This window comes from Arthrobacter sp. zg-Y40 (assembly GCF_020731535.1).
Lineage (GTDB): Bacteria > Actinomycetota > Actinomycetes > Actinomycetales > Micrococcaceae > Arthrobacter_B.
Map to the genome: position 1 here is coordinate 342,610 of NZ_JAJFZS010000008.1, position 20,403 is coordinate 363,012.

The following is a 20,403-nucleotide window of genomic DNA, read 5'->3' on the forward strand; positions in this document are numbered from 1 at the left end:
GTACTGCTGTTCTTCCGAACGTTACTTCTTAGCGCCGAAGCCCTTGAAGCGGGCGTTGAAGCGCTCGACGCGGCCGGCGGAGTCCATGATGCGCTGCTTGCCCGTGTAGAACGGGTGCGATGCGGAGGAGATTTCCACCTCGATGAGCGGGTAGGTGTTTCCGTCTTCCCACTCGATCGTCTTGGAGGACGTGGCGGTGGAGCTCGTCAGGAAAGCGGTGTCGGACGCGAGGTCACGGAAGACAACCGGAGCATACTTGGGGTGGATATCAGACTTCACAGTTTTACCTTCTTTTGGTGCCTGGATTTTGCCAGGCACAGGTGGGTTAAAAGCTTTATTGGCCGGTGTTTCGACCAGCAACCCATACTACCGCACTTACCGGGCCGGCAGGAAACACCTGCAACCGCGAGTCAGGACAGCGGCTGCGTGCCCCACTGTGTGTTTACCGCCGTCAACAGCGAGGGGATCCCCTGGTTCAGGCCTGCAATCTCGATCCGGGACGGTCGGTAGTAGTCATCCAGATACAGCGAGAACGTGCCCTCGGGGATCACCGCCAGGGAAGCCGGTTCCGCGCCGTCGGACGCAGCATTGCTGAAACTGCCGCTGATGCGCGTGTACGCGGCCCCCGCCAGCACGGCCCCGTACTCCACCTCCACCGTTTCCGCCGCCGACAGCATCGCAGCCACGCGCTCGGGCCGGACCGTCAGCTCGGCGGCATCGGCCAGCACGGCGGCGTAGGCCTGTTCCGGGGAGCCGCGCCGGTCCGCAGAAATATCCTCCCCGCCCTGCCGCACCACCCGGTTGTCCCCGCGGATTTCGATTTTCAGGCCTGCGCCGTCAGGGGCCGCACCGGTTGCCGCACTGTCCGTGCCTGTACTGCCGGGCACAGCACCGGCGGCCGCGGGACCGTGCAGGTCCATGGTGAAAGCGGGAACCGTGCCGAAGGTGACGGTGTACTCCCCCGCGGGCAGCCAGCTGGTGCCGGTGGACAGGGTCTGCACACCGCCGCCGCCGGCCGTGATGGCCGCGGCCACACAGCTTCCGGCTTCAGTGCCGGACATCGGTTCGGGATCAACCCGCAGCAGCCACTGGCAGGCATCCTGCACTGCCGGGGCCATGCCTATCTGGTTTCCGGCTACTCCCACCCGCACCGGCGGTGGGCTCTCCGGTGCGGGTGCCGGGGCTGGAGGCGGGCTCGGGTCCGGGCCCGGGTCAGCTGTCCGCGGCGGTGCGGTGCGGGCCGGCTGCGGAGTAGCGGAAGGGGAGGCAGCGCGCTCCCGGAGCTGTTCCGCCGTCGGTCCGCATGCTGAAAGCGGCAGCAGCAGTACTGCGCACAGTGCAAGGACCGTGCCCAGTCGGGTCCGGGATTCCATGGCGGCTCCGGTGGATGCTCAGGGGGATGCTCAGGGGGATGGTGGCTGGGCACAGTCTGGCACGTGGGGCGCGCGAGGGTAAGAGCAGTTCGGGTCCGGTGTGTAGCTGGAGCCGGTGTGTAGTTAGGGCCGGCACTCCCAGAAAGCCACGGCGCTGGCGGCTGCCACGTTGAGCGAGTCCACCCCGCCGCTCATCGGAATCCGCACGGCCAGGTCCACAGCGGCCAAGGTGGATTCGGCCAGCCCGTCCCCCTCGGTCCCCAGGACCAGGGCCAGGCGTTCATCCCGACGGGCACTGAGTTCGTCCAGGGTCAGGGAATCCTCGCGCAGGGCCAGGGCTGCGGTGGCAAAACCGGCAGAGCGCAGCTGTTCAAGCTGTCCGGGCCAGTCGGTCAGGCGGACCCACGGAACCTGGAAGACGGTTCCCATGCTCACGCGGATGGCGCGCCGGTACAACGGGTCCGCGCAGCGGGGCGTGACCAGTACGGCATCAACCTGGAGCGCCGCCGCAGAGCGGAAGATTGCCCCGATGTTGGTGTGGTCCACGATGTCTTCCAGGACCGCGACCCGGCGGGCGGTTGCCAGCAGCGCGTCCAGCTCCAGCGGAGCCGGCCGTTCCATGGCCGCCAGGGCGCCGCGGTGCAGATGGAATCCGGTGATCTCCTCCAAAACGTCCGCCGTACCCACAAAGGCGGGGACATCGGGGAAACGGTCCAGGATGTCCTGCAGGTCCGGCAGCCATTTCTCGGCCAGGAAAAAGGAACGCGGGCGGTGGCCGGCGTCGACTGCGCGGCGCAGGACCTTGGAGGACTCGGCAATGTACATGCCCTCCTCCGGTTCGCGGCGCCGCCGAAGCGAGGTATCCGTGAGGGAGGTGTAGTCGCTGACCCGCGGATCAGCGGCGGACTGCAGGTACTGAAGGCTCACCTGTGCACTGGCCTTAGCTGCGGCGCGCGGTGGCCGAGTAACGGCCGCCGTCGCGCTTCAGGTCCAGCGGAAGACCGAAAGCGGTGCTCAGGTGTTCTTCGGTGAAGACCTCTTCAATGGGCCCGGACGCTACCACCCCGCCGTCGCGCAGGAGCAGGGCATGGGTGAACCCGGTGGGGACCTCTTCCAAGTGGTGGGTCACCAGCACCATGGCGGGCGCTTCCTCGTCCCGGGCAAGTTCGCCCAGCCGGAAGAGCAGGTCCTCGCGGCCGGCGAGGTCCAGCCCGGCAGCCGGCTCGTCCAGCAGCAGCAGCTCGGGGTCGGTCATGAGGGCACGGGCGATCTGCACGCGCTTGCGCTCACCTTCGCTCAGCGAGGAGAAGCGGCGGTTGAGGAACGTGGACATTCCCCAGTCATGCAGGAGACGGAAGGCACGGCGCTCGTCGAGCTTCTCGTACTTCTCGCGCCAGCGCCCGGTTACGCCGTAGGAGGCGGTCACCACTACGTTCAGGACAGTTTCGTCTTCTGGAATCTGGCCGGCCAGGGCCGCGGATGCGAGGCCGATCCGGGGGCGCAGTTCAAAAACGTCCACCGCGCCCAGGACTTCTTCGAGGATTCCCGCAACACCGCGGGTGGGGTGCATGCGTCCGCCGGCTATCTGCAGCAGCGTAGTCTTTCCGGCACCGTTGGGCCCCATGATGACCCAGCGCTCCCCCTCCTTGACCTGCCAGTTAATGCCGTCCAACAGGGTCTTACCGCCGCGAACCACGCTCACGCCGGCAAATTCAAGAACATCACTCATAGCACTAGACACTAGGCTAAAGAAAGGGACATTGGCGAAACGATACGCCGCAGCGGCCGGTGCAATGCGGCCCGCATGCCCCGGTACCGCACAGGTACCCGATGCCGGACCAAGCAGAACGGATGCCATGCCGAACACCCCCGAGTACAGTGTCGTCAGCTATGGGCGGGACTTGTCAGATGCCTACCTGGGCTCGGTGCAGGCCGCAGTGACCGGGATCGGGGCGCGGATCCTAGAGCTGGAGAACGCTGCAGGGGACGGCTATACGGTGTCCAAGCTTTTTGTCGGGTACGACGGCGGGACAGCCAGGCTGCGGCGCACCGTTGCGGCCGCTGCGGCAGCGGTGCCGCAGAAAAACGGTGGGGAGCAGACCGCGGTGGTGCCGCCGTCGCTCCTTGAAGAGGCCCGCAAGCTGCTGGTGATGGATGTTGACTCCACCTTGATCCGCCAGGAAGTCATTGAGTTGCTGGCCGCCCATGCAGGGCGGGAAGCAGAGGTTGCAGCCGTCACCGAAGCCGCCATGCGCGGCGAACTGGACTTCGCCGCCAGCCTGCACGCGCGGGTGAAGACACTGGCCGGGCTCCCCGCTTCCGTAATAGACGAGGTGGGTACCCGGATTGAGCTCTCCGCAGGCGCCGAGGTGCTGGTGAAGGAATTCCTGGCCGCAGGACACGGCGTGGCAGTGGTGTCCGGCGGGTTCAGCCAGGTGCTCGATCCGCTGGCTGCCCGCCTGCAACTGACCTTCGCCCGCGCCAACATGCTGGACATCAAGGACGGTGTGCTGACCGGAGCGGTGGCCGGCGAAGTGGTGGACCGTGCGGTCAAGGCCCGGTCACTGGCCGAATGGGCCGGTGAACTGGGTGTATCACCGGAACACACCATTGCCGTGGGCGACGGCGCCAATGACCTGGACATGCTGGCGGCGGCCGCGCTGGGCGTGGCGTTCAAGGCCAAGCCGGCAGTGCAGGCCGCCGCAGATGCCGTGCTGAACCTGCCCAACCTGGACGTGGTGCAGCACTTCGTGAAGCTCTAGGCGTTCTCGCCGGCCGCGAGGTAGTCGGCGCCGCCCACGTACTCGGTGTGGCCGGAGGGAACATCGGCGGTGGCCATGCGTGCCACTTCGGCACCGAACTCAGCGACCGAGTACAGCCGGCCTGCTTCCTCCCGGCGGGCTTCGATTGCGCCGGGGTTGGCCCGGTCCAGCAGGGTTGCGGTGACGGTTCCCTCGATCATGTCACCGGAGACCACCACGAGGGAGATCCCCTTTTCCTCAAGCTGCGGGAGCATCGCGCGCAGCGCGTCTTCCCCGGCACGCTTGCTCAAGGCAACAGCTTCGTATTCCGGCATGGTGGGAACCGAGGCGATGAAATGCGCCTGGTGGCTGGTCACGAACACTACGCGGGAGCCGGCGGGCATGGCCTCGAGGGCCTGGGTGAGCATGTTGACCTGCGCGTCGCGGTTGAGCTTCAGCGCGTAGTCCTCCTCCATGCCGGTCTCCATGCCGCCGGAGGCGTTGAGCACCAGGACGTCCAGTCCGCCGAAGTTCTCCTGCGCAGCGGCCACGAGTGCAGCCGGTCCTTCTGGAACGGTGAGGTCGGCGCCCACTGCCACGGCCCGGCCGCCGTCGGCCTCAATGCCGGCCACCACCTTGTTGGCCCGCGGTGCCTTCTGGCGGTAGTTGACCACCACACCGGCACCCTCGGCTGCCAGGAAGCGGGCTACCTCGGCGCCGATTCCGCGCGATGATCCGGTAACAACCGCGGCTTTGCCCTCAAGCAGGCCCATACAAACTCCTTTTGTAGAAAGTGTCTAAGCATCTCGCTCCGACTCCCATCCTGCCAGCCGTCCGGCCCGCAGGCAGTTGAGGAAACCTCCAACGAATGCGGGCCGGAGACTTACGGTACTTAGTGCCCCATGCCCAGGCCGCCGTCCACTGGAATGACAGCGCCGGAGATGTAGCCTGCTTCCTCGCCTGCGATCCAGCGGACGACGGCGGCCACTTCCTCGGGCTCCGCGAACCGGCCGGCCGGGATGGAGGACAGGTAGTTCTTCTGGGTGTCCTCGGGCAGGGAACGGGTCATGTCCGTGTTGATGAAGCCGGGAGCCACCACGTTGGCCGTGATGTTCCGGGAGCCCAGTTCGCGGGTCAGGGACCGGGCGATGCCGATCAGGCCGGCCTTGGACGCGGCGTAGTTGATCTGGCCGGGCGAACCGTAGAGGCCTACCACCGAGGAGATCAGCACCACGCGGCCCTTCTTCATCCGGAGCATGCCCTTGGAGGCACGCTTGACCACGCGGAAAGCGCCGGTGAGGTTGGTGTCGATGACGTCGGCGAAGTCCTCTTCACTCATCCGCAGCAGCAGGGTGTCGCGGGTAATACCCGCGTTGGCCACCAGCACCTCTACCGGCCCGTGTGCGGCTTCGACCTCTGTGAAGGCCGCGTCCACGGATGCCATATCTGTCACATCGGCCTTGACGCCCAGCATCCCCTCGGGAACGTCGCCGCTGCGGTACGTGATGGCCACCCGGTCTCCCGCGGCCAGGAATGCCTGGGCTATCGCCAGCCCAATACCGCGGTTTCCGCCGGTCACCAGGACGCTGCGGCCGGACTCGTTTTCTGGGGTGCTTTGCACGGATCTTCCTTCTTTCAGCCTGTGATGGGGGTTGCCTCGATCCTACGTGCGGCGGATTCAACTTCTGCAACGCCCCCGCTAGTGAGAGAATGGACGAACCTGTTTGGAGAGTGATGGCTGCTATAGATGGCTAAGGACACAAATCGCGGGGACAGTGTTCCCCGGATCACCGCCGCGCCTAACCCGCACACCGATGAGATGCATGCCCGCATGATCAAGTACGGCGTGTCGATGGGCATCCGCGTGGTGTGCCTTTTCCTGCTGTTCTTCGTTCACGGCTGGTTGTTGTGGGTGGTTATTGCCGGTGCAGTGGTATTGCCCTATTTCGCTGTCATCATGGCCAACGGAGGCGCCGACACCCGCAACATGCAGGCCTCCGACGCCATGATCAACCAGCCTCCGGCTGCAGCTATTGACGCTCCTGCTCCGCCGCCGGACACCGCACACACAGAAGAATCCCCCGAGACCTCCGTGGTGCCGGGCGAGATAGTAGAGAACACTGATGATGACGACGACGACGACAAGGCCTAAGCCCAGCGCATGAACCTCTTGGACTCACTATCCGGCGGCCTCTCCGGCTCGCACTCCGGTACCCGCTCCGAATCCGGGGCGCAGGCCGGCCCCGAAGGCACCCCAATTTGCTCCCGCAAGGCCTGCCGGCAGGAGGCGGCGTGGCAGCTGTTGTGGAACAACCCCCGCATCCACACCCCCGAGCGCCGAAAGACCTGGCTTTCCTGCAGCGAGCACCGCGACTGGCTGGAGGACTACCTGCGCACCAGAGGCCTGTGGAAAGAAACCCTCCCGCTGGCGTCCGGCACCCAAAGCGGAGCCCTGTAGATGTACCGCTTCCTTTTATCCGCGCGCTGGCTCGGCTGGCTTGTGATGGTTTGCGTCCTGGCTGCCGCGTGCGTCGGACTGGGCCTGTGGCAGATGGACCGCCGTACGGAGTCCCTGGCCGACAGTGCGCGCATCGAATCCAACTACGACGCCGCCCCGGTTGCGTACGCGGAGGCCGGAAAGTACTTCGACCGGTTCGACGAATCGGCCGAGTGGCTGCCCGTGACCCTGGAGGGCACCTACGATTCCTCGGAGCAGCGTATTGTGCGGAACCGGCCCCTGAAGGGACGGCCCGGCTACGAGGTGCTGGTGCCGCTCAAGCTCGACGACGGCACGGCGGTGGCGGTCAACCGCGGCTGGCTGCCGATCGGCGACGATGAAGCGGGGCACCCGGACAGCATTCCGGCTGCGCCGGAAGGACGGGTCAGCGTTGTTGCCCGGGTCAAGGCCGCCGAGCCGGAGCTGACTCGCAGGGCTCCCGAAGGCCAGCTCGCGTCGATTGACCTTTCCGCGTTTGCGGACGAACTGGAGTACCCGCTGCACGAGGGCTCCTACGGGCTGATGGCCAGCGAAGATCCGCGCACGGCCGTTGTCCCCGAAGCTGCGGCGCGGCCGGAAGTGGATGAAGGCCTGCACCTGTCCTACGGACTGCAGTGGTACGGGTTCGCGTTGATGATGTTCCTGGGCCTGGGATACGCCGCCCGTCAGGAAGCCCTGAACCGCTATTACGACGGGATCGAGGATGACGAGGACGACGACGACGAAATCATCGCCGCCAATCCGACTCCGTCCCGCCGTCGTCCGCCGCGGAAAAAGCGCGGACCAACCGGCGAAGAAGAGGAAGACGCAATCCTGGACGCGCAGGGGTTCTAACAGGCAGCCGGGTTCCAGGCAGCCGGGGGCATGGAGTTTCCGGTACGATCCGGAGCCATGACCACGCTCCCCTCGACCCGCCGGGAACTGCGCCGCCTGCGGCTGGCCGCCTCCGGGCTGGCGGCAGCCAAGGCTGCCTCCCCCGCTGATGCCGTGGGACGGCTGCTGGCGGTGCAGGCCCAAAACGCCGCCGGAGCCGCGTGGAGCATAGGCCAGCGGACCGTCGGCGGCACCGAATCCGGTGTCCGCGCAGCCATTGCCGGGCGCGGCTTGGTTCTGACCTGGACCATGCGCGGGACCCAACACCTGGTGCGCGCCGTCGATGCTGCATGGTTGGTACCCTTGCTCGGACCCCGGGCCAACGCCCAGCAGGCGGGCCTTCGCCGGGCCGCCGGAGTGAGCGAAGAAATCCTGGACCGGTGCACGCGCGCCGTGGCCGAAGCCCTCAGCGGCGGTCCTGCGGCCCGGTCCGTACTCGTGAAAGTGCTGGCTACTGCGGGCGGACTGACCGACAGTGCTGCGGCGTCGCACGTCTTGCGGTTCCTGGCCCAGTCACAGGTCATCGTGTTCGCTCCGCCGGCAGGCAAGACAGCCATGTTTGAGCTCTATGCGCGGGTCATTTCCCCGGCCGCTCCCCTGCCCCGCGATGATGCCCTGGCGACGCTGGCGGTCCGCTACGTGCAGGGTCACGGCCCGGTGCGGGCGCAGGACCTGGCCTGGTGGAGCGGGCTCACACTGCGCGACGCCAGGCGTGCCTTCGAAGTGGCCGGAGACCGGATCACGCCGCTGACGGCCGCGGAGCCTGCCCGCGGGGAGGACCGGTGGTGGGTGGCGCCGGAACTCCTCGAGGAGCAGGAAACGGGCCGGTCAGGCGGCGTACGCCTGCTGCCGGGTTTTGACGAATACCACATCGGTTACGCAGACCGGGATCTGATCATGGCCGCGGAGCACCGCGCAGTGGTGGGCCCGGCGAAAAACGGATTGTTCCGGAACGTGCTGCTTGTGGACGGGCGGATTGCCGGGATATGGGAAAGGAACGGCTCCACGGTGGACGTGGAGCCGTTCCTGATGCCCGGACGCCGGGACGTTGATTCGGATCCTGTTGGGCTCGACCCTGCCGAACTGGAGCGAGCGGTCCAGGAGTACGGGAGTTTTCGGGAATCTCCCGGGAACGGCTCCTAGGCCAGGGTCACCAGTTCCAGGTAGTTCTCGTTCCAGTGGTCCTCGTCGCCGTCCGGCAGCAGCACCACGCGCTCGGGGTTCAGTGCTGCCACGGCGCCCTCATCGTGGCTGACCATCACCACTGCACCCGTGTAATTGCTCAGGGCGCCCAGGATCTCGGCACGCGAAGCCGGGTCGAGGTTGTTGGTGGGTTCGTCCAGGAGCAGCACGTTGGCGGAGGAGGCCACGATGGTGGCCAGCGCCAAACGGGTCTTTTCACCGCCGGAGAGGACACCAGCCTTCTTCTCCACGTCGTCGCCGCTGAACATAAAGGAACCGAGAACGCTGCGCACCTCGGCGTCGTCCATGTCCGGGGCGGAAGAACGCATGTTCTCCAGGACCGTCCGGTCCGTGTCCAGGGTCTCGTGCTCCTGGGCGTAGTACCCGACCTTCAGGCCGTGGCCGGGGATGATTTTTCCGGTGTCCGGCTTATCCACGCCGGCCAGCATCCGCAGGAGGGTGGTCTTTCCGGCACCGTTCAGGCCCAGGATGACCACCTTGGAGCCGCGGTCAATGGCCAGGTCAACGTCGGTGAAGATTTCCAGCGAACCGTAGCTCTTGCTCAGGCCCTCGGCCATCATCGGGGTCTTGCCGCAGGGTGCGGGATCCGGGAAGCGCAGTGCTGCCACCCGGTCGCTGGCGCGGACGGCGTCGAGCCCGCCCAGCAGCCGGTCCACGCGCTTGAGCATGCTCTGGGCAGCAGAAGCACCGGAGGCACGTGCCTTCATCTTGTTGGCCTGGGCAAGCAGGACCCCGGCCTTCTTTTCGGTATTGGCACGCTCCCGCTTACGGGCCCGCTCGTCTGTCTCGCGCTGGACCTTGTACCGCTTCCAGTCCATGTTGTAGATGTCGATGGTGGCGCGGTTGGCATCCAGGCTGAAGACCTTGTTGACGGTGGCTTCGAGCAGCTCGGTATCGTGGCTGATCACGATCAGGCCACCGGTGTGGTTCTTCAGGAACTCGCGCAGCCAGGCGATGGAATCGGCGTCGAGGTGGTTGGTGGGCTCATCGAGGAGCATGGTGTCGGCGTCGGAATACAGGATCCGGGCCAGTTCCACACGACGGCGCTGACCGCCGGAAAGGGTCTTCAGCGGCTGGTTCAGCAGCCGGTCCGGCAGGGCCAGGTTGGCGCAGATGGTGGCAGCTTCGGATTCGGCGGCGTATCCCCCGGCGGACAGGAATTCGGATTCGAGCCGGTCGTAGCGGTTCATGGCCTTCTGCGAGATCTTCGGATCATCACTGGCCATCTCGTCCTGGCACTTTTTCAGCTGCGCGGAAACGACGTCGAGGCCGCGGGCGGAGAGGATCCGGTCCCGGCCCAGCTGGTCCATGTCCGGTGTGCGCGGATCCTGGGGCAGGTAACCGATCTCGCCGACGCGCTTGACGCTGCCGGACGCCGGGAGGGTCTCGCCGGCCAGTACCTTGGTGAGAGTGGTCTTGCCGGCACCGTTGCGGCCCACCAGCCCGATCTTGTCTCCCTTGTCCACACGGAACGAAACCGCTTCCATGAGAAGGCGTGCGCCTGCGCGCAGCTCGAGACCAGATACGGAAATCACTCAGTGGACCTTTCGAAGGGTTTATAGGTGTTGCAGATATAACGCTGCGCGGTGCGCGGGCCTCGTACCGGGTGGGAATCCACCGAGGCGGGAACGGTCACAGTGACCGGTGGCAAGGCCTTGTTGGCCGGATCAGCCTTCCCAGTGTAGCCGCCATGGCCGGTTTGTAGAAAACCTCCAATGGAATCCCGTCATCCCGCCACTAGTGTTCAAAACGCAGGACCGTACCGATTTCTTCCCCAGACGAGAGAGCTGCGATGGACAACACACCGCTTGATGCACCGGGTTCCACCAGCGCTGCTGCCGAGGGTTCACCCCCGCCGGCAGTCCGCCGCAGGCAGCGGGGATGGAAGCCCGGCGACCTGTCCCTGATTGCTGTTTTCGCCGCACTTACGGCTGCCTTCTCGGTTCTGCCCGGCATTCCGCTGGGTTCAGGGGTGCCGATCACGCTGCAGACCCTGGCGGTGATACTGACGGGAATCCTCCTCGGCCCCGGCCGCGGTGCGGCAGCCATAGGACTGTTCCTACTCGCGGGTCTGGCCGGATTGCCCGTCTTCAGCGGCTTCCGCGGCGGCCTGGGCGTGCTGGCCGGCCCCTCTGCCGGTTACCTGCTCTCCTTCCCGCTGGCTGCAGCCGTTGCGGGCGTCCTTGCCGGTATTGTGCTGCGGCGGGCGAACCGGGCACGGTTCCCGTTGCTGTTCGCTGCCGGGCTGGCCACCAGTTTCCTCGTGGTCCACCCTGCCGGCGTTGCCGGGCTCATGGTTAATGCCCACCTGCCCTTTTCCGGCGCCCTGGTTGCGGATATAGCGTTCTGGCCCGGCGACGTCCTCAAGAACATGCTCGCCGCGGCGGTGGCGGTCAGTGTGTTCAGGGCGTTCCCCCGCATGGCACCGGCCACCCGGCGGCGCCCCTGATGGCACGTATTGCCCTGGACAATGTTTCGGTGCTGCCGTCCGGCGGCGGGAGTGGCGCTGGGACTGGCGGCGGGAGTGGCGCCGAGCCGATCCTGCGTCCCTTCTCGCTGCAGTTCACCAACCCCCGTACGGCGGTGATCGGTGCCAACGGCTCGGGGAAATCCACCCTCCTGAAGTTGATCAACGGTCTGGTGCTGCCCGATACCGGAACCGTCACCGTGGACGGCCTGGATACTGTGCGCCAGGGTGCTGCGGTGCGGCGGCGGGTGGGGTTTGTCTTCACGGATCCGCTGGCCCAGCTGGTGATGCCCACCGGCAGGGACGACGTCGAGCTTTCCCTGCGCGCGTCCGTACGCAATCGGTCCGAGCGCCGTGCGGCGGCCGAGGAACGGCTGGATTCATTCGGCCTTCTGCCCCTGGCGGACCGCAGCATCTACGACCTGTCCGGGGGTGAACGCCAGCTGATGGCACTTGCTTCGGTCCTGGCCGTTGAGCCGGCGGTCCTCGTGGCGGATGAACCGAGCACCCTCCTGGACCTGCGCAACACGGCCCGGTTGTGCAGGACGCTTGCCGGGCTGCCGCAGCAAGTCATCTACACCACCCATGACCTCGAGTTTGCTGCCGACGCAGATCGGGTGCTGGTGATGGACTGCGGACGGGTGGTGTTCGACGGCGACCCCGGGGAGGCTGTCGCCAGATACCGTGCGATGGCGCTGGACCTGAGGTGAAGAGGCGTTCAGCCGGGCTGGCTTCAGCCGCGCTCCTGACGGGCGGATACCGGACCGGAACCTCCCTGCTGTACAGGGCACCGCTAGCCCTGAAGGCTGTGGTCCTGGTGCTGCTCTCCGCAGTGGTGCTCGCCTCGTCATCCTTTGTGGTGCAGGCCTCCGCTGCGGTGCTGGTGGCCGGGCTTTATGTCCTGGCACGGATGGTGCGGGAGTTGTGGGTGCCCTTGCGGCTGATGTGGCCGCTGCTGGTCCTGCTGGCTGCGGTCCAGGTGTGGATGGAAGGACCGGCTGCGGCAGTGCTGGTCACCGGCCGGATAGTGCTGTGCGTAGTAGCCGCCCGGCTGTTGACGCTGACCACGGCGCCCCAGGAACTGATGGACGGGCTGGCAGCGCTGGCCCGGCCGCTGACGTGCCTGGGGGCGGACCCGGAGCGGTTCGCCCTGACGCTTGCCCTGATGATGCGCAGCCTTCCGTTCCTTCTCGGTTCGGCAGGCGAAGTCCGCCAATCAGCAATGGCCCGGGGACTGGAACGCAACCCGAGGGCATTGGCGGTGCCCGTGGTCATCCGGGCGGTGGCGTATGCCCACCAGACCGGTGAAGCACTGGCCGCCCGTGGGTTGGGTGAACCAACGCCGCAGCAGCCCTCCAAACGGAAGCATGCTGGCCGTCAGGGATAATCGATGGCATGAGTTTCAACGAAAACGCGCGCCTTGATTCCTCACGAGTGAGCGACCGGCGCGGCAAAGGCAAAGGCATCGCTGTTGGCGGAGGGCTGGGCGGCGGACTGCTGCTGATCCTCTCCCTGTTCTTCGGCTCCGACGTTATCGATGGGCTGGGATTAAGCGACGGCGGCGCCTCCTCCGCTGGGCAGGGCCAATCCGAAAGCATCAGCACGTGCCTGAACGGCGAGGATGCCAACGAACGCCTGGACTGCCGCATCCTCGGTACTGCGGAGAGTTTGGACAGCTTCTGGGAACCGCAGCTCGCTGAGCGCGGTGTCACCTACACCGAGCCCGGCGTGGTGCTGTTCTCAGACCAGACCACCACGGGCTGCGGAGCTGCAACCAGTGCTGTGGGGCCCTTCTACTGCCCCGCCGATGAACAGACCTACTATGACACGGCGTTCTTCTCCGACCTGGTGAACAGCTATGGTTCCTCCGGCGGACCGCTGGCCCAGGAGTACGTGGTGGCGCACGAATTCGGCCACCACATCCAGCAGCTCACGGGATCCAGTACAGGCCGCAATGCCGACCCGCAGGGACCCGAGTCCGCCTCGGTCCGGACCGAGCTCCAGGCCGACTGCTATGCGGGCCTCTGGGCACGCCATGCGGCGTCTACTCCCGCACCGGGCAGCGACGTTCCCTTCCTCGCACCGTTTACCGAAACGGACATCAACGACGCCCTCTCGGCTGCCTCTGCCGTAGGTGATGACCGGATCCAGGCTTCCGCCACGGGGCAGGTCAATCCGGAGAGCTGGACGCACGGCTCGAGCGAGCAGCGCCAGGCGTGGTTCCTGGCGGGCTACAACGACGGCGGCTCCTTGGAAACGTGCGACACCTTCAGCGCCGCTGACCTGTCACGCCCGTAAGGGTTTCCATCCGGCTCAGCACCCGTGCCCGCGGAGCCACCGCCCGCGGTGCCCCGAGCGAACCGCTCACATCCGGCCCAGCAACTCCCGCAAATCCGTGGGATCGGCATCCCCCGGAGGACGAAAGTGCACGGTGCGAATGCCGAGCGCCCGTGCAGCGGAGATATTTGCCTCGTTGTCGTCGATAAAAACCACGTCGCCGGGCTCTGCGTGCAGGTCCTTCAGGACGAGCTCGAAGATCCGGCGGTCAGGTTTGGTCATTCCCAGCGGGCCGCTGAAATAGGTCTTGGCAAAGTGCCGGGCCCATGCTGAATCGCGAAGGTAGCGCTGGGACATTTCCGTCGGCATGTTCGAAAGCACAGCCAGCTTCGCGCCTTCGCCTTCAAGGGCCCGCAAGATGCCGGCTGTGTCCGGGTTGAGGTGGGACCACTGTGCTGCGTCCAAGTCCTCCAGCACCCGCACCCGCTCCTCGTCTACCTCGGGCAGGGCAAGCACGGCGGCCCAGTACGCAGCCGGACTGAGCAGGCCTGCGTCATAGCTTTCCCGGTGCGTCCAATAGGGGCTCGCGGGATCCTGCAGATGCTGGCCGGTCTCCAGCTTCAGCGCGGCCCAGTCTGCCGGCTCCGGCGCGGTGGAGATCACCATGCCGTAATCGAACAGGTACCAGGTGCCGGGCTTGGAAATGTTCTCGGTGTTCCCCATGCGGCGAACCCTAGCAGCGGATGTCAGCGGCCATAACCGGTTCTCCCCCGCTTGACCGGGTCCCGGCAACTGACATAAGTGTCCGTGCCTTCCGGCCAGCACACGGAGGCGGCAGTGACTGGCGTGTCAAGAGTGACCAGCTGCCGCTTCAATGCATACTGAAATCCGATTCCGGAAGCCCTAGAGGTAAGGAACCTCAGTGAAGAAGAGTCATGGACTGCCCGCACTGCCCGTCTTGGCCTTGTCACTGGCTTTGTCTACCGCACTGTCAGGCTGCGGCCAGGACAGCAGGGATGACCCGGCCGAAGTCCGTTCGGACGTACGAGCGGCCTTTGCGGAGTACCAGTCCGCGGCAGCAAAGGCGGCCAAGACCATGAACGAAAACTTTGACGCCTATGAAGCCAAGTTTCAGGATGCTTTGAGCCCTGAAGAAATGACGAAGTTCAAAACCGGTGACTATGACACGGTTGAAGAAAATTACGACGCCCTGCAACCCGAGAGCCAAAAGGCGTTGGCGGACTTTCACGCGGAGTTCAACCCGATGTCCGGTTCCTACCACTGGGAGGGGATGAGCGATTCAGACCGCGCCATCATCGGGTACAACTCCATGCTGATCACTGCGTTTACGGACGAGAACGATGCGAAGGCGGCGGCGGACATCGCGGATGAGGACATCATGGTCATCGATGCACGGCGCGCGGTAATCATGTACGAAGATCCGGACCACGACGCGTCGACAACCAGCAGGGACGTTTTCATGGTGAAAGTCGGAAAAGACTGGAAGATTGACGGAGCCAAAGAGTTCGAGGACTACGTCAAGCCGAAGGAGGGGTAGCCGGCGCAACGCTGCTAGGCCGCAGGTTGGCCCACATTGACTTCGGTAAGGTCCCGGCAGAGCAGCCACTGTCCCTCTGTTAGCCGCCAGGATTCCATCAGCAGCGCACGCGCCGTGTTATCCCCGCCCACCCGGTACGTCATCTCGTAGAACACCACCGCTTCGTCGCGGCCGCGCGGGGCTACAGTACGGAAATCGGCATGGACCGTGCAGCCCTTCAATGCAGAGACGGTAGCGCGGAAACCCTTCCGAGCCGTCGCACCGTCGAACGGCTCGGCAGACGCAGCCGCGGAGCCCAGCCATCCGTGGTACTCCGGCGCCAGGAACGCCTCGATGGGTGCACTGTCTCCGGACGCCATGGCCGCGTTCCAGGCAGTGAGGTACCGGTCGTGAAAATGGTCTGTGCTTGCAGTATTGCCCATGGCGCGAACGCTAGCAGCGCCGGCTGGGATGCTGATACCGACACGCAAAGAGCCGCCCCCGGAAAAATCCGGAAGCGGCTCTTTGCCGTATCCACAGCTGCTAGATGTTGAACCCGAGGGCGCGCATCTGGTCGCGGCCGTCGTCGGTGATCTTTTCAGGTCCCCACGGCGGCATCCACACCCAGTTCAGGCGCCACTCATCAACGACGCCGTCCAGCGCCTGCGCGGTCTGCTCTTCGATGACGTCGGTCAGCGGGCAGGCCGCAGTGGTCAGCGTCATGTCGATCAGCAGTGCGCCGTCCTCGGCGTACTTCAGGCCGTACAGCAGGCCAAGGTCAACGACATTCACCCCCAGCTCGGGGTCAATGACGTCCTTGAGGGCCTCTTCGACGTCCTCAAGGGACGTGGAGGCCAGATCGGAGTCGCTCATTATTGCTCCTTCAGCTGTTCCGAATTACGCGCCGGCCGCGGCGTTGGCGCCGGTGAAGCGGTCGTAACCCTCTTCTTCGAGCCGGTCGGCGAGCTCGGGGCCGCCCTGCTCGGCAATGTGTCCGTCAACGAAAACGTGGACGTAATCGGGCTTGATGTACCGAAGGATACGCGTGTAGTGCGTGATCAGCAGCGTACCCATGCCGCCCTTGGAGTGCTCACGGTTCACGCCTTCGGACACAATCTTCAGGGCGTCGACGTCGAGGCCGGAGTCGGTCTCGTCGAGGATGGCGAACTTCGGGTGGAAGAGCTCGAGCTGCAGGATCTCGACGCGCTTCTTCTCGCCGCCGGAGAAGCCTTCGTTGACGTTGCGCTGGGCGAAGTCGGCGTCGATGCGCAGGTCACCCATGGCAGCCTTGACGTCCTTGGTCCAGTGGCGCAGCGAAGGGGCTTCGCCGTCGAGGGCGGTCTTGGCGGTGCGCAGGAAGTTGGTCATGGTGACGCCGGGGACCTCGACCGGGTACTGCATGGCCAGGAAGAGGCCGGCGCGGGCACGCTCGTCCACGCTCATGGCCAGGACGTCTTCGCCGTCAAGGGTAATGGAACCGCTGTCCACGGTGTAGCGCGGGTGGCCGGCGATGGTGGAGGCCAGGGTGGACTTGCCGGAGCCGTTGGGGCCCATGATGGCGTGCGTCTCACCGGTGTTGATGGTCAGGCTGACACCCTTCAGGATCGGCTTGCGGCCCTGTTCGGTCTCAATGCTGACGTGAAGATCCTTGATCTCAAGAGTAGACATGCGAGTTGGCTTTCTCCTTTGCACCCAGAGGTGCGTAACTAAGCGTTGGGGATGGAAGGCGGCTCAGGTTCGGGTGCCGGAATTCTCCGGCACCCGAACCCGTGTCCTAGTAGGCTCCGGAGGCTTCGAGCTCGCGCTCGACGGCGTCGGTGAGACGCTCTTCCAGGGCGGGAACCTTGATCTGCTGGATGATCTCGGTGAGGAAGCCCCGGACCACCAGGCGGCGGGCGGTGTCCTCGGGGATGCCGCGTGCCATCAGGTAGAACAGGTGCTCGTCGTCGAACCGGCCGGTGGCGCTGGCGTGGCCGGCACCCTCAATGAGCCCGGTCTCGATTTCCAGGTTCGGCACGGAGTCGGCACGGCCGCCGTCGGTCAGCAGCAGGTTGCGGTTGACCTCGTACGTGTCGGTGCCTTCTGCTTCCTTGCGGATCAAGACGTCGCCAACCCACACGGTGTGCGCGTCGCGGCCCTGCAGGGCGCCCTTGTACATCACGCGGGACTTGCAGTTGGCCACTGCATGGTCCACGAAGAGGCGCTGCTCCAGGTGCTGGCCGGCGTCGGCGTAGTACAGGCCGAACATTTCCACGTCGCCGCCGGTGGCGGTGAACTTGGAGGACGGGGTGACACGCACCAGGTCGCCGCCGAGGCTGACGACGACGTGCTTGAATTTCGCGTCGCGGCCAATCTTCGCGTACTGCGCGGAGGCGTGCACGGCGTCGTCGTCCCAGTCCTGGACCGAAACAACGGTGAGTTCTGCGCCGTCTTCGACAACAATCTCGACGTTCTGCGACAGCACCGCCGAGCCCTTGTGGTCCAGGACCACAACACCCTTGGAGAACTTCTCCGCAGTGATGACGATGTGCTGGGCGGCCGGGTCCTTGCTGACGCCGTTGATGGTCAGCGTGACGCTGCCGTCAATAACGGTCTCGGCGGGGATGGTCACGGATGTGGCCTCGCGGAAGTCTTCCCATGCGGCAGCGGCAACCCGGTCTTCGGGGATGCCGGCCGAACCGACGCGGGCGTCGGTGCGGGCAATGCTCTCCACCCGCACGCCGTCCGGCGCGACGACGGCCAGCTCGGGAGCCGTGCCGTCCAGGTCCGCGGTGTGCAGTCCGCGCAGGCGCTTGAGCGGGGTGAACCGCCAGTCTTCTTCACGGCCGGTCAGTTTGCCGAAGTCAGCCCGGTGGAAGGACGTGGTGCGTCCGGCGCGCGAGCTGTCCGGGATGCCCTCTCCGCCGCCGTGGCTGTGGGACTTGCTGCTGTCGCCGCCCAGCGGTGAGGAGTCATCGTTCAGCGGGGAAAGGTTTTCGCCTTCCTCGGTGAAGCCGTCAATGCGCATCCGGTTGGTTTCCTTCGGGGAAACAACCTTCGCCTTGACCTCCTCCACTACATTGCTGACCTTTTCGGTCACGGTTTCGACGACGTCGTTAAGCTTCGACATTAACCGACGGCTCCTTCCATCTGGAGTTCGATGAGGCGGTTGAGTTCAAGGGCGTATTCCATCGGCAGTTCGCGTGCAATCGGCTCGATGAAGCCGCGTACGATCATTGCCATTGCCTCGTCCTCGGGAAGGCCGCGGGACATGAGGTAGAACAGCTGCTCCTCGCTGACGCGGGAAACAGTGGCTTCGTGGCCCATGGTGACGTCATCTTCGCGGATGTCCACGTACGGGTACGTGTCCGAGCGGGAGATGGTGTCCACCAGCAGGGCGTCGCAGCGCACGGTGTTGGCCGAGTGCGTGGCGCCTTCGCGGACCTGGACCAGGCCGCGGTAGGCGGCGCGGCCGCCGCCGCGGGCCACGGACTTGGAGATGATGGAGCTCTTGGTGTTGGGGGCAATGTGGACCATCTTGGATCCGGTGTCCTGGTGCTGGCCCTCGCCGGCGAAGGCGATGGACAGGGTCTCACCCTTGGCGTGCTCGCCGACCAGGTATACAGCCGGGTACTTCATGGTGACCTTGGAACCGATGTTGCCGTCGATCCACTCCATGGTGGCGCCCTCGTGTGCAATGGCACGCTTGGTGACCAGGTTGTACACGTTGTTGGACCAGTTCTGGATGGTCGTGTAACGGACGCGGGCGCCCTTCTTCACGATGATTTCCACGACGGCGGAGTGCAGTGAGTCCGAGGTGTAGATCGGTGCGGTGCAGCCTTCGATGTAGTGGACGTAGGAATCCTCGTCCGCAATGATCAGCGTGCGCTCGAACTGACCCATGTTTTCCGTGTTGATGCGGAAGTAGGCCTGCAGCGGGATTTCCACGTGGACGCCCTTGGGGACGTAGACGAAGGATCCGCCGGACCACACGGCAGTGTTCAGCGAGCCGAACTTGTTGTCGCCAACCGGGATGACCGTGCCGAAGTACTCCTGGAACATTTCCGGGTGTTCCTTCAGGGCGGTGTCCGTATCCAGGAAGATGACACCCTGGCGCTCCAGGTCCTCGCGGAGCTGGTGGTAGACCACCTCGGACTCGTACTGGGCGGCGACGCCGGACACCAGGCGGCCGCGCTCGGCCTCGGGGATGCCAAGCTTTTCGTAGGTGTTGCGGATATCCTCGGGGAGGTCTTCCCAGGTGTTGGCCTGCTTCTCCGTGGAACGCACGAAGTACTTGATGTTGTCGAAGTCGATGCCGGAGAGGTCTGCGCCCCAGGTCGGCATGGGCTTGCGGTCGAAGTACTTCAGGCCCTTGAGGCGAAGGTCCAGCATCCACTGCGGCTCATTCTTCTTAGCCGAGATGTCGCGGACAACTTCCTCGCTCAGGCCGCGCCGGGCGGTGGCGCCGGCGACGTCGGAGTCTGCCCATCCGTACTCGTATGTACCGATGCCCTCGAGTTCAGGGTTCTTTTCCAGGATGTCTGAAATAACAGACTCCGGCACCATGGAAGGTGCCGTCGGCTTCTGGGTTACTTGATCCGTCATCACGGCCTTTCTTGCTGATGAATGGATGTGGACTGGGGGGTCTCGGCGTGCAGTGGAACCTGCGGCGCGGATCTGTTCCGACCCACGGGAATGTGGGTCGTACAAACGTGTCCGCCCCGGGACAAAGTGGACAGTCTGCGGACGTCCACGTCCAGAAGGCGGGCAAAAACTTCGGTCTCCTTGTCACAGAAGACGGGATAGGCCGTGGCTAATCCCTGTATGGGGCAGTGCGCCTGGCACAGCTGGATGCTAAGCAGCGTACTCTTCTTCGCCCCGGCGCCGATCATGGTGGTTGATGCCACGAAGCCGTCCTTGCTCAGTTCCGCGGCCAGTGCCTGGGCGCGGTCGGCGACCTCGGGGCCTGCGGCGTCGACAACGGGACGGTACCGTTCCTCCATCTGGCCGAAGCGTTCGGCCGCGAAGGCCTCGATGGCCTGCGGGCCCAGTGCTGCACCCAGCTGGCGCAGCGCTTCGGTGGCGATGTCCAGGTAGTCATTGCCCAGATATGCCTGGCCCTGCGGACTAAGCACGTAGCGGCGGGCCGGGCGGCCGGCTCCGGATGAGGAGTTCCGCACCAGCTTGACCTGGATCAGGCCCTTGGTGGACAGGGCGTCGAGGTGGCGGCGCACGGCTGCCGGCGTGAAGCCGAGCCGTTCGCCCAGCTCAGCCGCACTGACCGGGCCGTGTTCCAGAACCGCACCCAGCACCTTGTCCCGGGTGCGCTCCTCCGCTTCGCGGGCAGCGCTCGGCGGGGCCGCCGCCTTCGTATCAGAGTTGCTCACAGAATACACAACACAAGCATGACCTAATCTGTTCCCTGATTCCACTAAGGCAAGGCTTGCCACCGGCCG

At 65.4% G+C, this 20,403-nt stretch carries 24 protein-coding genes; 10 read left to right on the top strand and 14 right to left on the bottom strand.

Going from position 1 to position 20,403, the window contains the following annotated elements:
* Window positions 1–21 precede the first annotated feature (21 nt).
* From LJ754_RS08995 to LJ754_RS09010, 4 genes are all read right to left on the bottom strand, one after another.
* Complete coding sequence (locus tag LJ754_RS08995) at window positions 22–279, bottom strand: type B 50S ribosomal protein L31 (RefSeq protein WP_227911359.1); 258 nt, start codon at window positions 277–279, stop codon at window positions 22–24.
* Between the two features lie 131 nt (window positions 280–410).
* Complete coding sequence (locus tag LJ754_RS09000) at window positions 411–1,118, bottom strand: hypothetical protein (RefSeq protein WP_227926300.1); 708 nt, start codon at window positions 1,116–1,118, stop codon at window positions 411–413.
* A gap of 378 nt (window positions 1,119–1,496) precedes the next feature.
* On the bottom strand, window positions 1,497–2,300 hold the full coding sequence (locus LJ754_RS09005) for a TrmH family RNA methyltransferase (RefSeq protein ID WP_227926301.1): 804 nt from the start codon (window positions 2,298–2,300) through the stop codon (window positions 1,497–1,499).
* Between the two features lie 13 nt (window positions 2,301–2,313).
* Window positions 2,314–3,102 (bottom strand): ABC transporter ATP-binding protein, encoded by a 789-nt coding sequence (locus LJ754_RS09010; protein WP_227911356.1) that lies wholly within the window; start codon window positions 3,100–3,102, stop codon window positions 2,314–2,316.
* A 127-nt stretch (window positions 3,103–3,229) separates the two neighbouring features.
* Here LJ754_RS09010 and serB point away from each other — a divergent pair, with 127 nt between their 5' ends.
* Complete coding sequence (gene serB / locus LJ754_RS09015; RefSeq protein ID WP_227926302.1) at window positions 3,230–4,135, top strand: phosphoserine phosphatase SerB; 906 nt, start codon at window positions 3,230–3,232, stop codon at window positions 4,133–4,135.
* Here the strand turns inward: serB and LJ754_RS09020 are convergent.
* Window positions 4,132–4,887, bottom strand: a complete 756-nt coding sequence (locus tag LJ754_RS09020; RefSeq protein ID WP_227926303.1) for an SDR family oxidoreductase — start codon at window positions 4,885–4,887, stop codon at window positions 4,132–4,134. The two genes, serB and LJ754_RS09020, sit on opposite strands and share 4 nt — an antisense overlap.
* A gap of 119 nt (window positions 4,888–5,006) precedes the next feature.
* Window positions 5,007–5,735: a beta-ketoacyl-ACP reductase gene (locus LJ754_RS09025; RefSeq protein WP_227911353.1), complete on the bottom strand. Its 729-nt coding sequence runs from the start codon at window positions 5,733–5,735 to the stop codon at window positions 5,007–5,009.
* A 126-nt stretch (window positions 5,736–5,861) separates the two neighbouring features.
* Between LJ754_RS09025 and LJ754_RS09030 the strand changes: the two genes are divergently transcribed.
* From LJ754_RS09030 to LJ754_RS09045, 4 genes are read left to right on the top strand one after another with little or no spacing between them, the layout of a single operon-like run.
* Window positions 5,862–6,266, top strand: a complete 405-nt coding sequence (locus LJ754_RS09030) for a DUF3099 domain-containing protein (RefSeq protein WP_227926304.1) — start codon at window positions 5,862–5,864, stop codon at window positions 6,264–6,266.
* 9 nt (window positions 6,267–6,275) lie between these two features.
* Window positions 6,276–6,572, top strand: coding sequence for a hypothetical protein (locus LJ754_RS09035; protein ID WP_227926305.1), 297 nt, complete (start codon window positions 6,276–6,278; stop codon window positions 6,570–6,572).
* Complete coding sequence (locus tag LJ754_RS09040) at window positions 6,573–7,445, top strand: SURF1 family cytochrome oxidase biogenesis protein (RefSeq protein ID WP_227926306.1); 873 nt, start codon at window positions 6,573–6,575, stop codon at window positions 7,443–7,445.
* A gap of 57 nt (window positions 7,446–7,502) precedes the next feature.
* Window positions 7,503–8,627: a winged helix DNA-binding domain-containing protein gene (locus LJ754_RS09045; RefSeq protein ID WP_227911349.1), complete on the top strand. Its 1,125-nt coding sequence runs from the start codon at window positions 7,503–7,505 to the stop codon at window positions 8,625–8,627.
* Here LJ754_RS09045 and LJ754_RS09050 read toward each other — a convergent pair.
* Window positions 8,624–10,222, bottom strand: a complete 1,599-nt coding sequence (locus tag LJ754_RS09050; RefSeq protein ID WP_227911348.1) for an ABC-F family ATP-binding cassette domain-containing protein — start codon at window positions 10,220–10,222, stop codon at window positions 8,624–8,626. The two genes, LJ754_RS09045 and LJ754_RS09050, sit on opposite strands and share 4 nt — an antisense overlap.
* Before the next feature lie 257 nt (window positions 10,223–10,479).
* Between LJ754_RS09050 and LJ754_RS09055 the strand changes: the two genes are divergently transcribed.
* The 4 genes from LJ754_RS09055 to ypfJ are packed head-to-tail and all read left to right on the top strand — an operon-like array spanning window position 10,480 to window position 13,452.
* Window positions 10,480–11,136, top strand: coding sequence for a biotin transporter BioY (locus tag LJ754_RS09055; RefSeq protein WP_227926307.1), 657 nt, complete (start codon window positions 10,480–10,482; stop codon window positions 11,134–11,136).
* The gene (locus LJ754_RS09060) at window positions 11,136–11,864 is read left to right on the top strand and encodes an energy-coupling factor ABC transporter ATP-binding protein (protein WP_227926308.1); all 729 of its coding nucleotides are present in this window, start codon (window positions 11,136–11,138) and stop codon (window positions 11,862–11,864) included. Before LJ754_RS09055 ends, LJ754_RS09060 begins: the two co-directional genes overlap by 1 nt.
* Complete coding sequence (locus LJ754_RS09065) at window positions 11,861–12,541, top strand: energy-coupling factor transporter transmembrane component T family protein (protein ID WP_227926309.1); 681 nt, start codon at window positions 11,861–11,863, stop codon at window positions 12,539–12,541. Before LJ754_RS09060 ends, LJ754_RS09065 begins: the two co-directional genes overlap by 4 nt.
* A gap of 8 nt (window positions 12,542–12,549) precedes the next feature.
* The gene (gene ypfJ / locus LJ754_RS09070) at window positions 12,550–13,452 is read left to right on the top strand and encodes a KPN_02809 family neutral zinc metallopeptidase (RefSeq protein WP_227911344.1); all 903 of its coding nucleotides are present in this window, start codon (window positions 12,550–12,552) and stop codon (window positions 13,450–13,452) included.
* A gap of 66 nt (window positions 13,453–13,518) precedes the next feature.
* Here the strand turns inward: ypfJ and LJ754_RS09075 are convergent, their stop codons facing one another.
* Complete coding sequence (locus LJ754_RS09075) at window positions 13,519–14,154, bottom strand: HAD family hydrolase (RefSeq protein WP_227926310.1); 636 nt, start codon at window positions 14,152–14,154, stop codon at window positions 13,519–13,521.
* Between the two features lie 199 nt (window positions 14,155–14,353).
* On the opposite strand from LJ754_RS09075, the gene LJ754_RS09080 reads away from it, so the two are divergent.
* A complete protein-coding gene (locus LJ754_RS09080) occupies window positions 14,354–14,989 on the top strand; it encodes a hypothetical protein (RefSeq protein ID WP_227926311.1) in 636 nt (211 codons plus the stop codon).
* Window positions 14,990–15,003: 14 nt separating this feature from the next.
* On the opposite strand, the gene LJ754_RS09085 is transcribed toward LJ754_RS09080, so the two are convergent.
* The 6 genes from LJ754_RS09085 to LJ754_RS09110 all read right to left on the bottom strand — a co-directional run bounded on the left by LJ754_RS09085 (window position 15,004) and on the right by LJ754_RS09110 (window position 20,343).
* A complete protein-coding gene (locus tag LJ754_RS09085; protein ID WP_227926312.1) occupies window positions 15,004–15,411 on the bottom strand; it encodes a DUF4440 domain-containing protein in 408 nt (135 codons plus the stop codon).
* Window positions 15,412–15,511: 100 nt separating this feature from the next.
* Window positions 15,512–15,841 (bottom strand): metal-sulfur cluster assembly factor, encoded by a 330-nt coding sequence (locus LJ754_RS09090; RefSeq protein ID WP_227911340.1) that lies wholly within the window; start codon window positions 15,839–15,841, stop codon window positions 15,512–15,514.
* Between the two features lie 24 nt (window positions 15,842–15,865).
* The gene (sufC, locus tag LJ754_RS09095; RefSeq protein WP_227911339.1) at window positions 15,866–16,636 is read right to left on the bottom strand and encodes a Fe-S cluster assembly ATPase SufC; all 771 of its coding nucleotides are present in this window, start codon (window positions 16,634–16,636) and stop codon (window positions 15,866–15,868) included.
* A 106-nt stretch (window positions 16,637–16,742) separates the two neighbouring features.
* Window positions 16,743–17,975 (bottom strand): Fe-S cluster assembly protein SufD, encoded by a 1,233-nt coding sequence (gene sufD / locus LJ754_RS09100; protein WP_227911584.1) that lies wholly within the window; start codon window positions 17,973–17,975, stop codon window positions 16,743–16,745.
* Between the two features lie 101 nt (window positions 17,976–18,076).
* Window positions 18,077–19,552: a Fe-S cluster assembly protein SufB gene (gene sufB, locus LJ754_RS09105; protein WP_269437332.1), complete on the bottom strand. Its 1,476-nt coding sequence runs from the start codon at window positions 19,550–19,552 to the stop codon at window positions 18,077–18,079.
* Entirely contained in the window at window positions 19,552–20,343 is a 792-nt protein-coding gene (locus LJ754_RS09110) for a helix-turn-helix transcriptional regulator (protein WP_227911338.1), read from the bottom strand. The genes sufB and LJ754_RS09110 overlap by 1 nt, the downstream gene beginning before the upstream one ends.
* Window positions 20,344–20,403 lie beyond the last annotated feature (60 nt).

Excerpts from the sequence above, each read along its gene's own strand:
- LJ754_RS09000 (WP_227926300.1), bottom strand. The coding sequence starts at position 1,118 with ATGGCCCCGGCAGTGCAGGATGCCTGCCAGTGGCTGCTGCGGGTTGAT.
- LJ754_RS09010 (WP_227911356.1), bottom strand. The coding sequence starts at position 3,102 with ATGAGTGATGTTCTTGAATTTGCCGGCGTGAGCGTGGTTCGCGGCGGT.
- serB (WP_227926302.1), top strand. The coding sequence starts at position 3,230 with ATGCCGAACACCCCCGAGTACAGTGTCGTCAGCTATGGGCGGGACTTG.
- LJ754_RS09020 (WP_227926303.1), bottom strand. The coding sequence starts at position 4,887 with ATGGGCCTGCTTGAGGGCAAAGCCGCGGTTGTTACCGGATCATCGCGC.
- LJ754_RS09030 (WP_227926304.1), top strand. The coding sequence starts at position 5,862 with ATGGCTAAGGACACAAATCGCGGGGACAGTGTTCCCCGGATCACCGCC.
- LJ754_RS09035 (WP_227926305.1), top strand. The coding sequence starts at position 6,276 with ATGAACCTCTTGGACTCACTATCCGGCGGCCTCTCCGGCTCGCACTCC.
- LJ754_RS09040 (WP_227926306.1), top strand. The coding sequence starts at position 6,573 with ATGTACCGCTTCCTTTTATCCGCGCGCTGGCTCGGCTGGCTTGTGATG.
- LJ754_RS09045 (WP_227911349.1), top strand. The coding sequence starts at position 7,503 with ATGACCACGCTCCCCTCGACCCGCCGGGAACTGCGCCGCCTGCGGCTG.
- LJ754_RS09055 (WP_227926307.1), top strand. The coding sequence starts at position 10,480 with ATGGACAACACACCGCTTGATGCACCGGGTTCCACCAGCGCTGCTGCC.
- LJ754_RS09060 (WP_227926308.1), top strand. The coding sequence starts at position 11,136 with ATGGCACGTATTGCCCTGGACAATGTTTCGGTGCTGCCGTCCGGCGGC.
- ypfJ (WP_227911344.1), top strand. The coding sequence starts at position 12,550 with ATGAGTTTCAACGAAAACGCGCGCCTTGATTCCTCACGAGTGAGCGAC.
- LJ754_RS09075 (WP_227926310.1), bottom strand. The coding sequence starts at position 14,154 with ATGGGGAACACCGAGAACATTTCCAAGCCCGGCACCTGGTACCTGTTC.
- LJ754_RS09085 (WP_227926312.1), bottom strand. The coding sequence starts at position 15,411 with ATGGGCAATACTGCAAGCACAGACCATTTTCACGACCGGTACCTCACT.
- LJ754_RS09090 (WP_227911340.1), bottom strand. The coding sequence starts at position 15,841 with ATGAGCGACTCCGATCTGGCCTCCACGTCCCTTGAGGACGTCGAAGAG.
- sufC (WP_227911339.1), bottom strand. The coding sequence starts at position 16,636 with ATGTCTACTCTTGAGATCAAGGATCTTCACGTCAGCATTGAGACCGAA.
- sufD (WP_227911584.1), bottom strand. The coding sequence starts at position 17,975 with ATGCGCATTGACGGCTTCACCGAGGAAGGCGAAAACCTTTCCCCGCTG.
- sufB (WP_269437332.1), bottom strand. The coding sequence starts at position 19,552 with ATGACGGATCAAGTAACCCAGAAGCCGACGGCACCTTCCATGGTGCCG.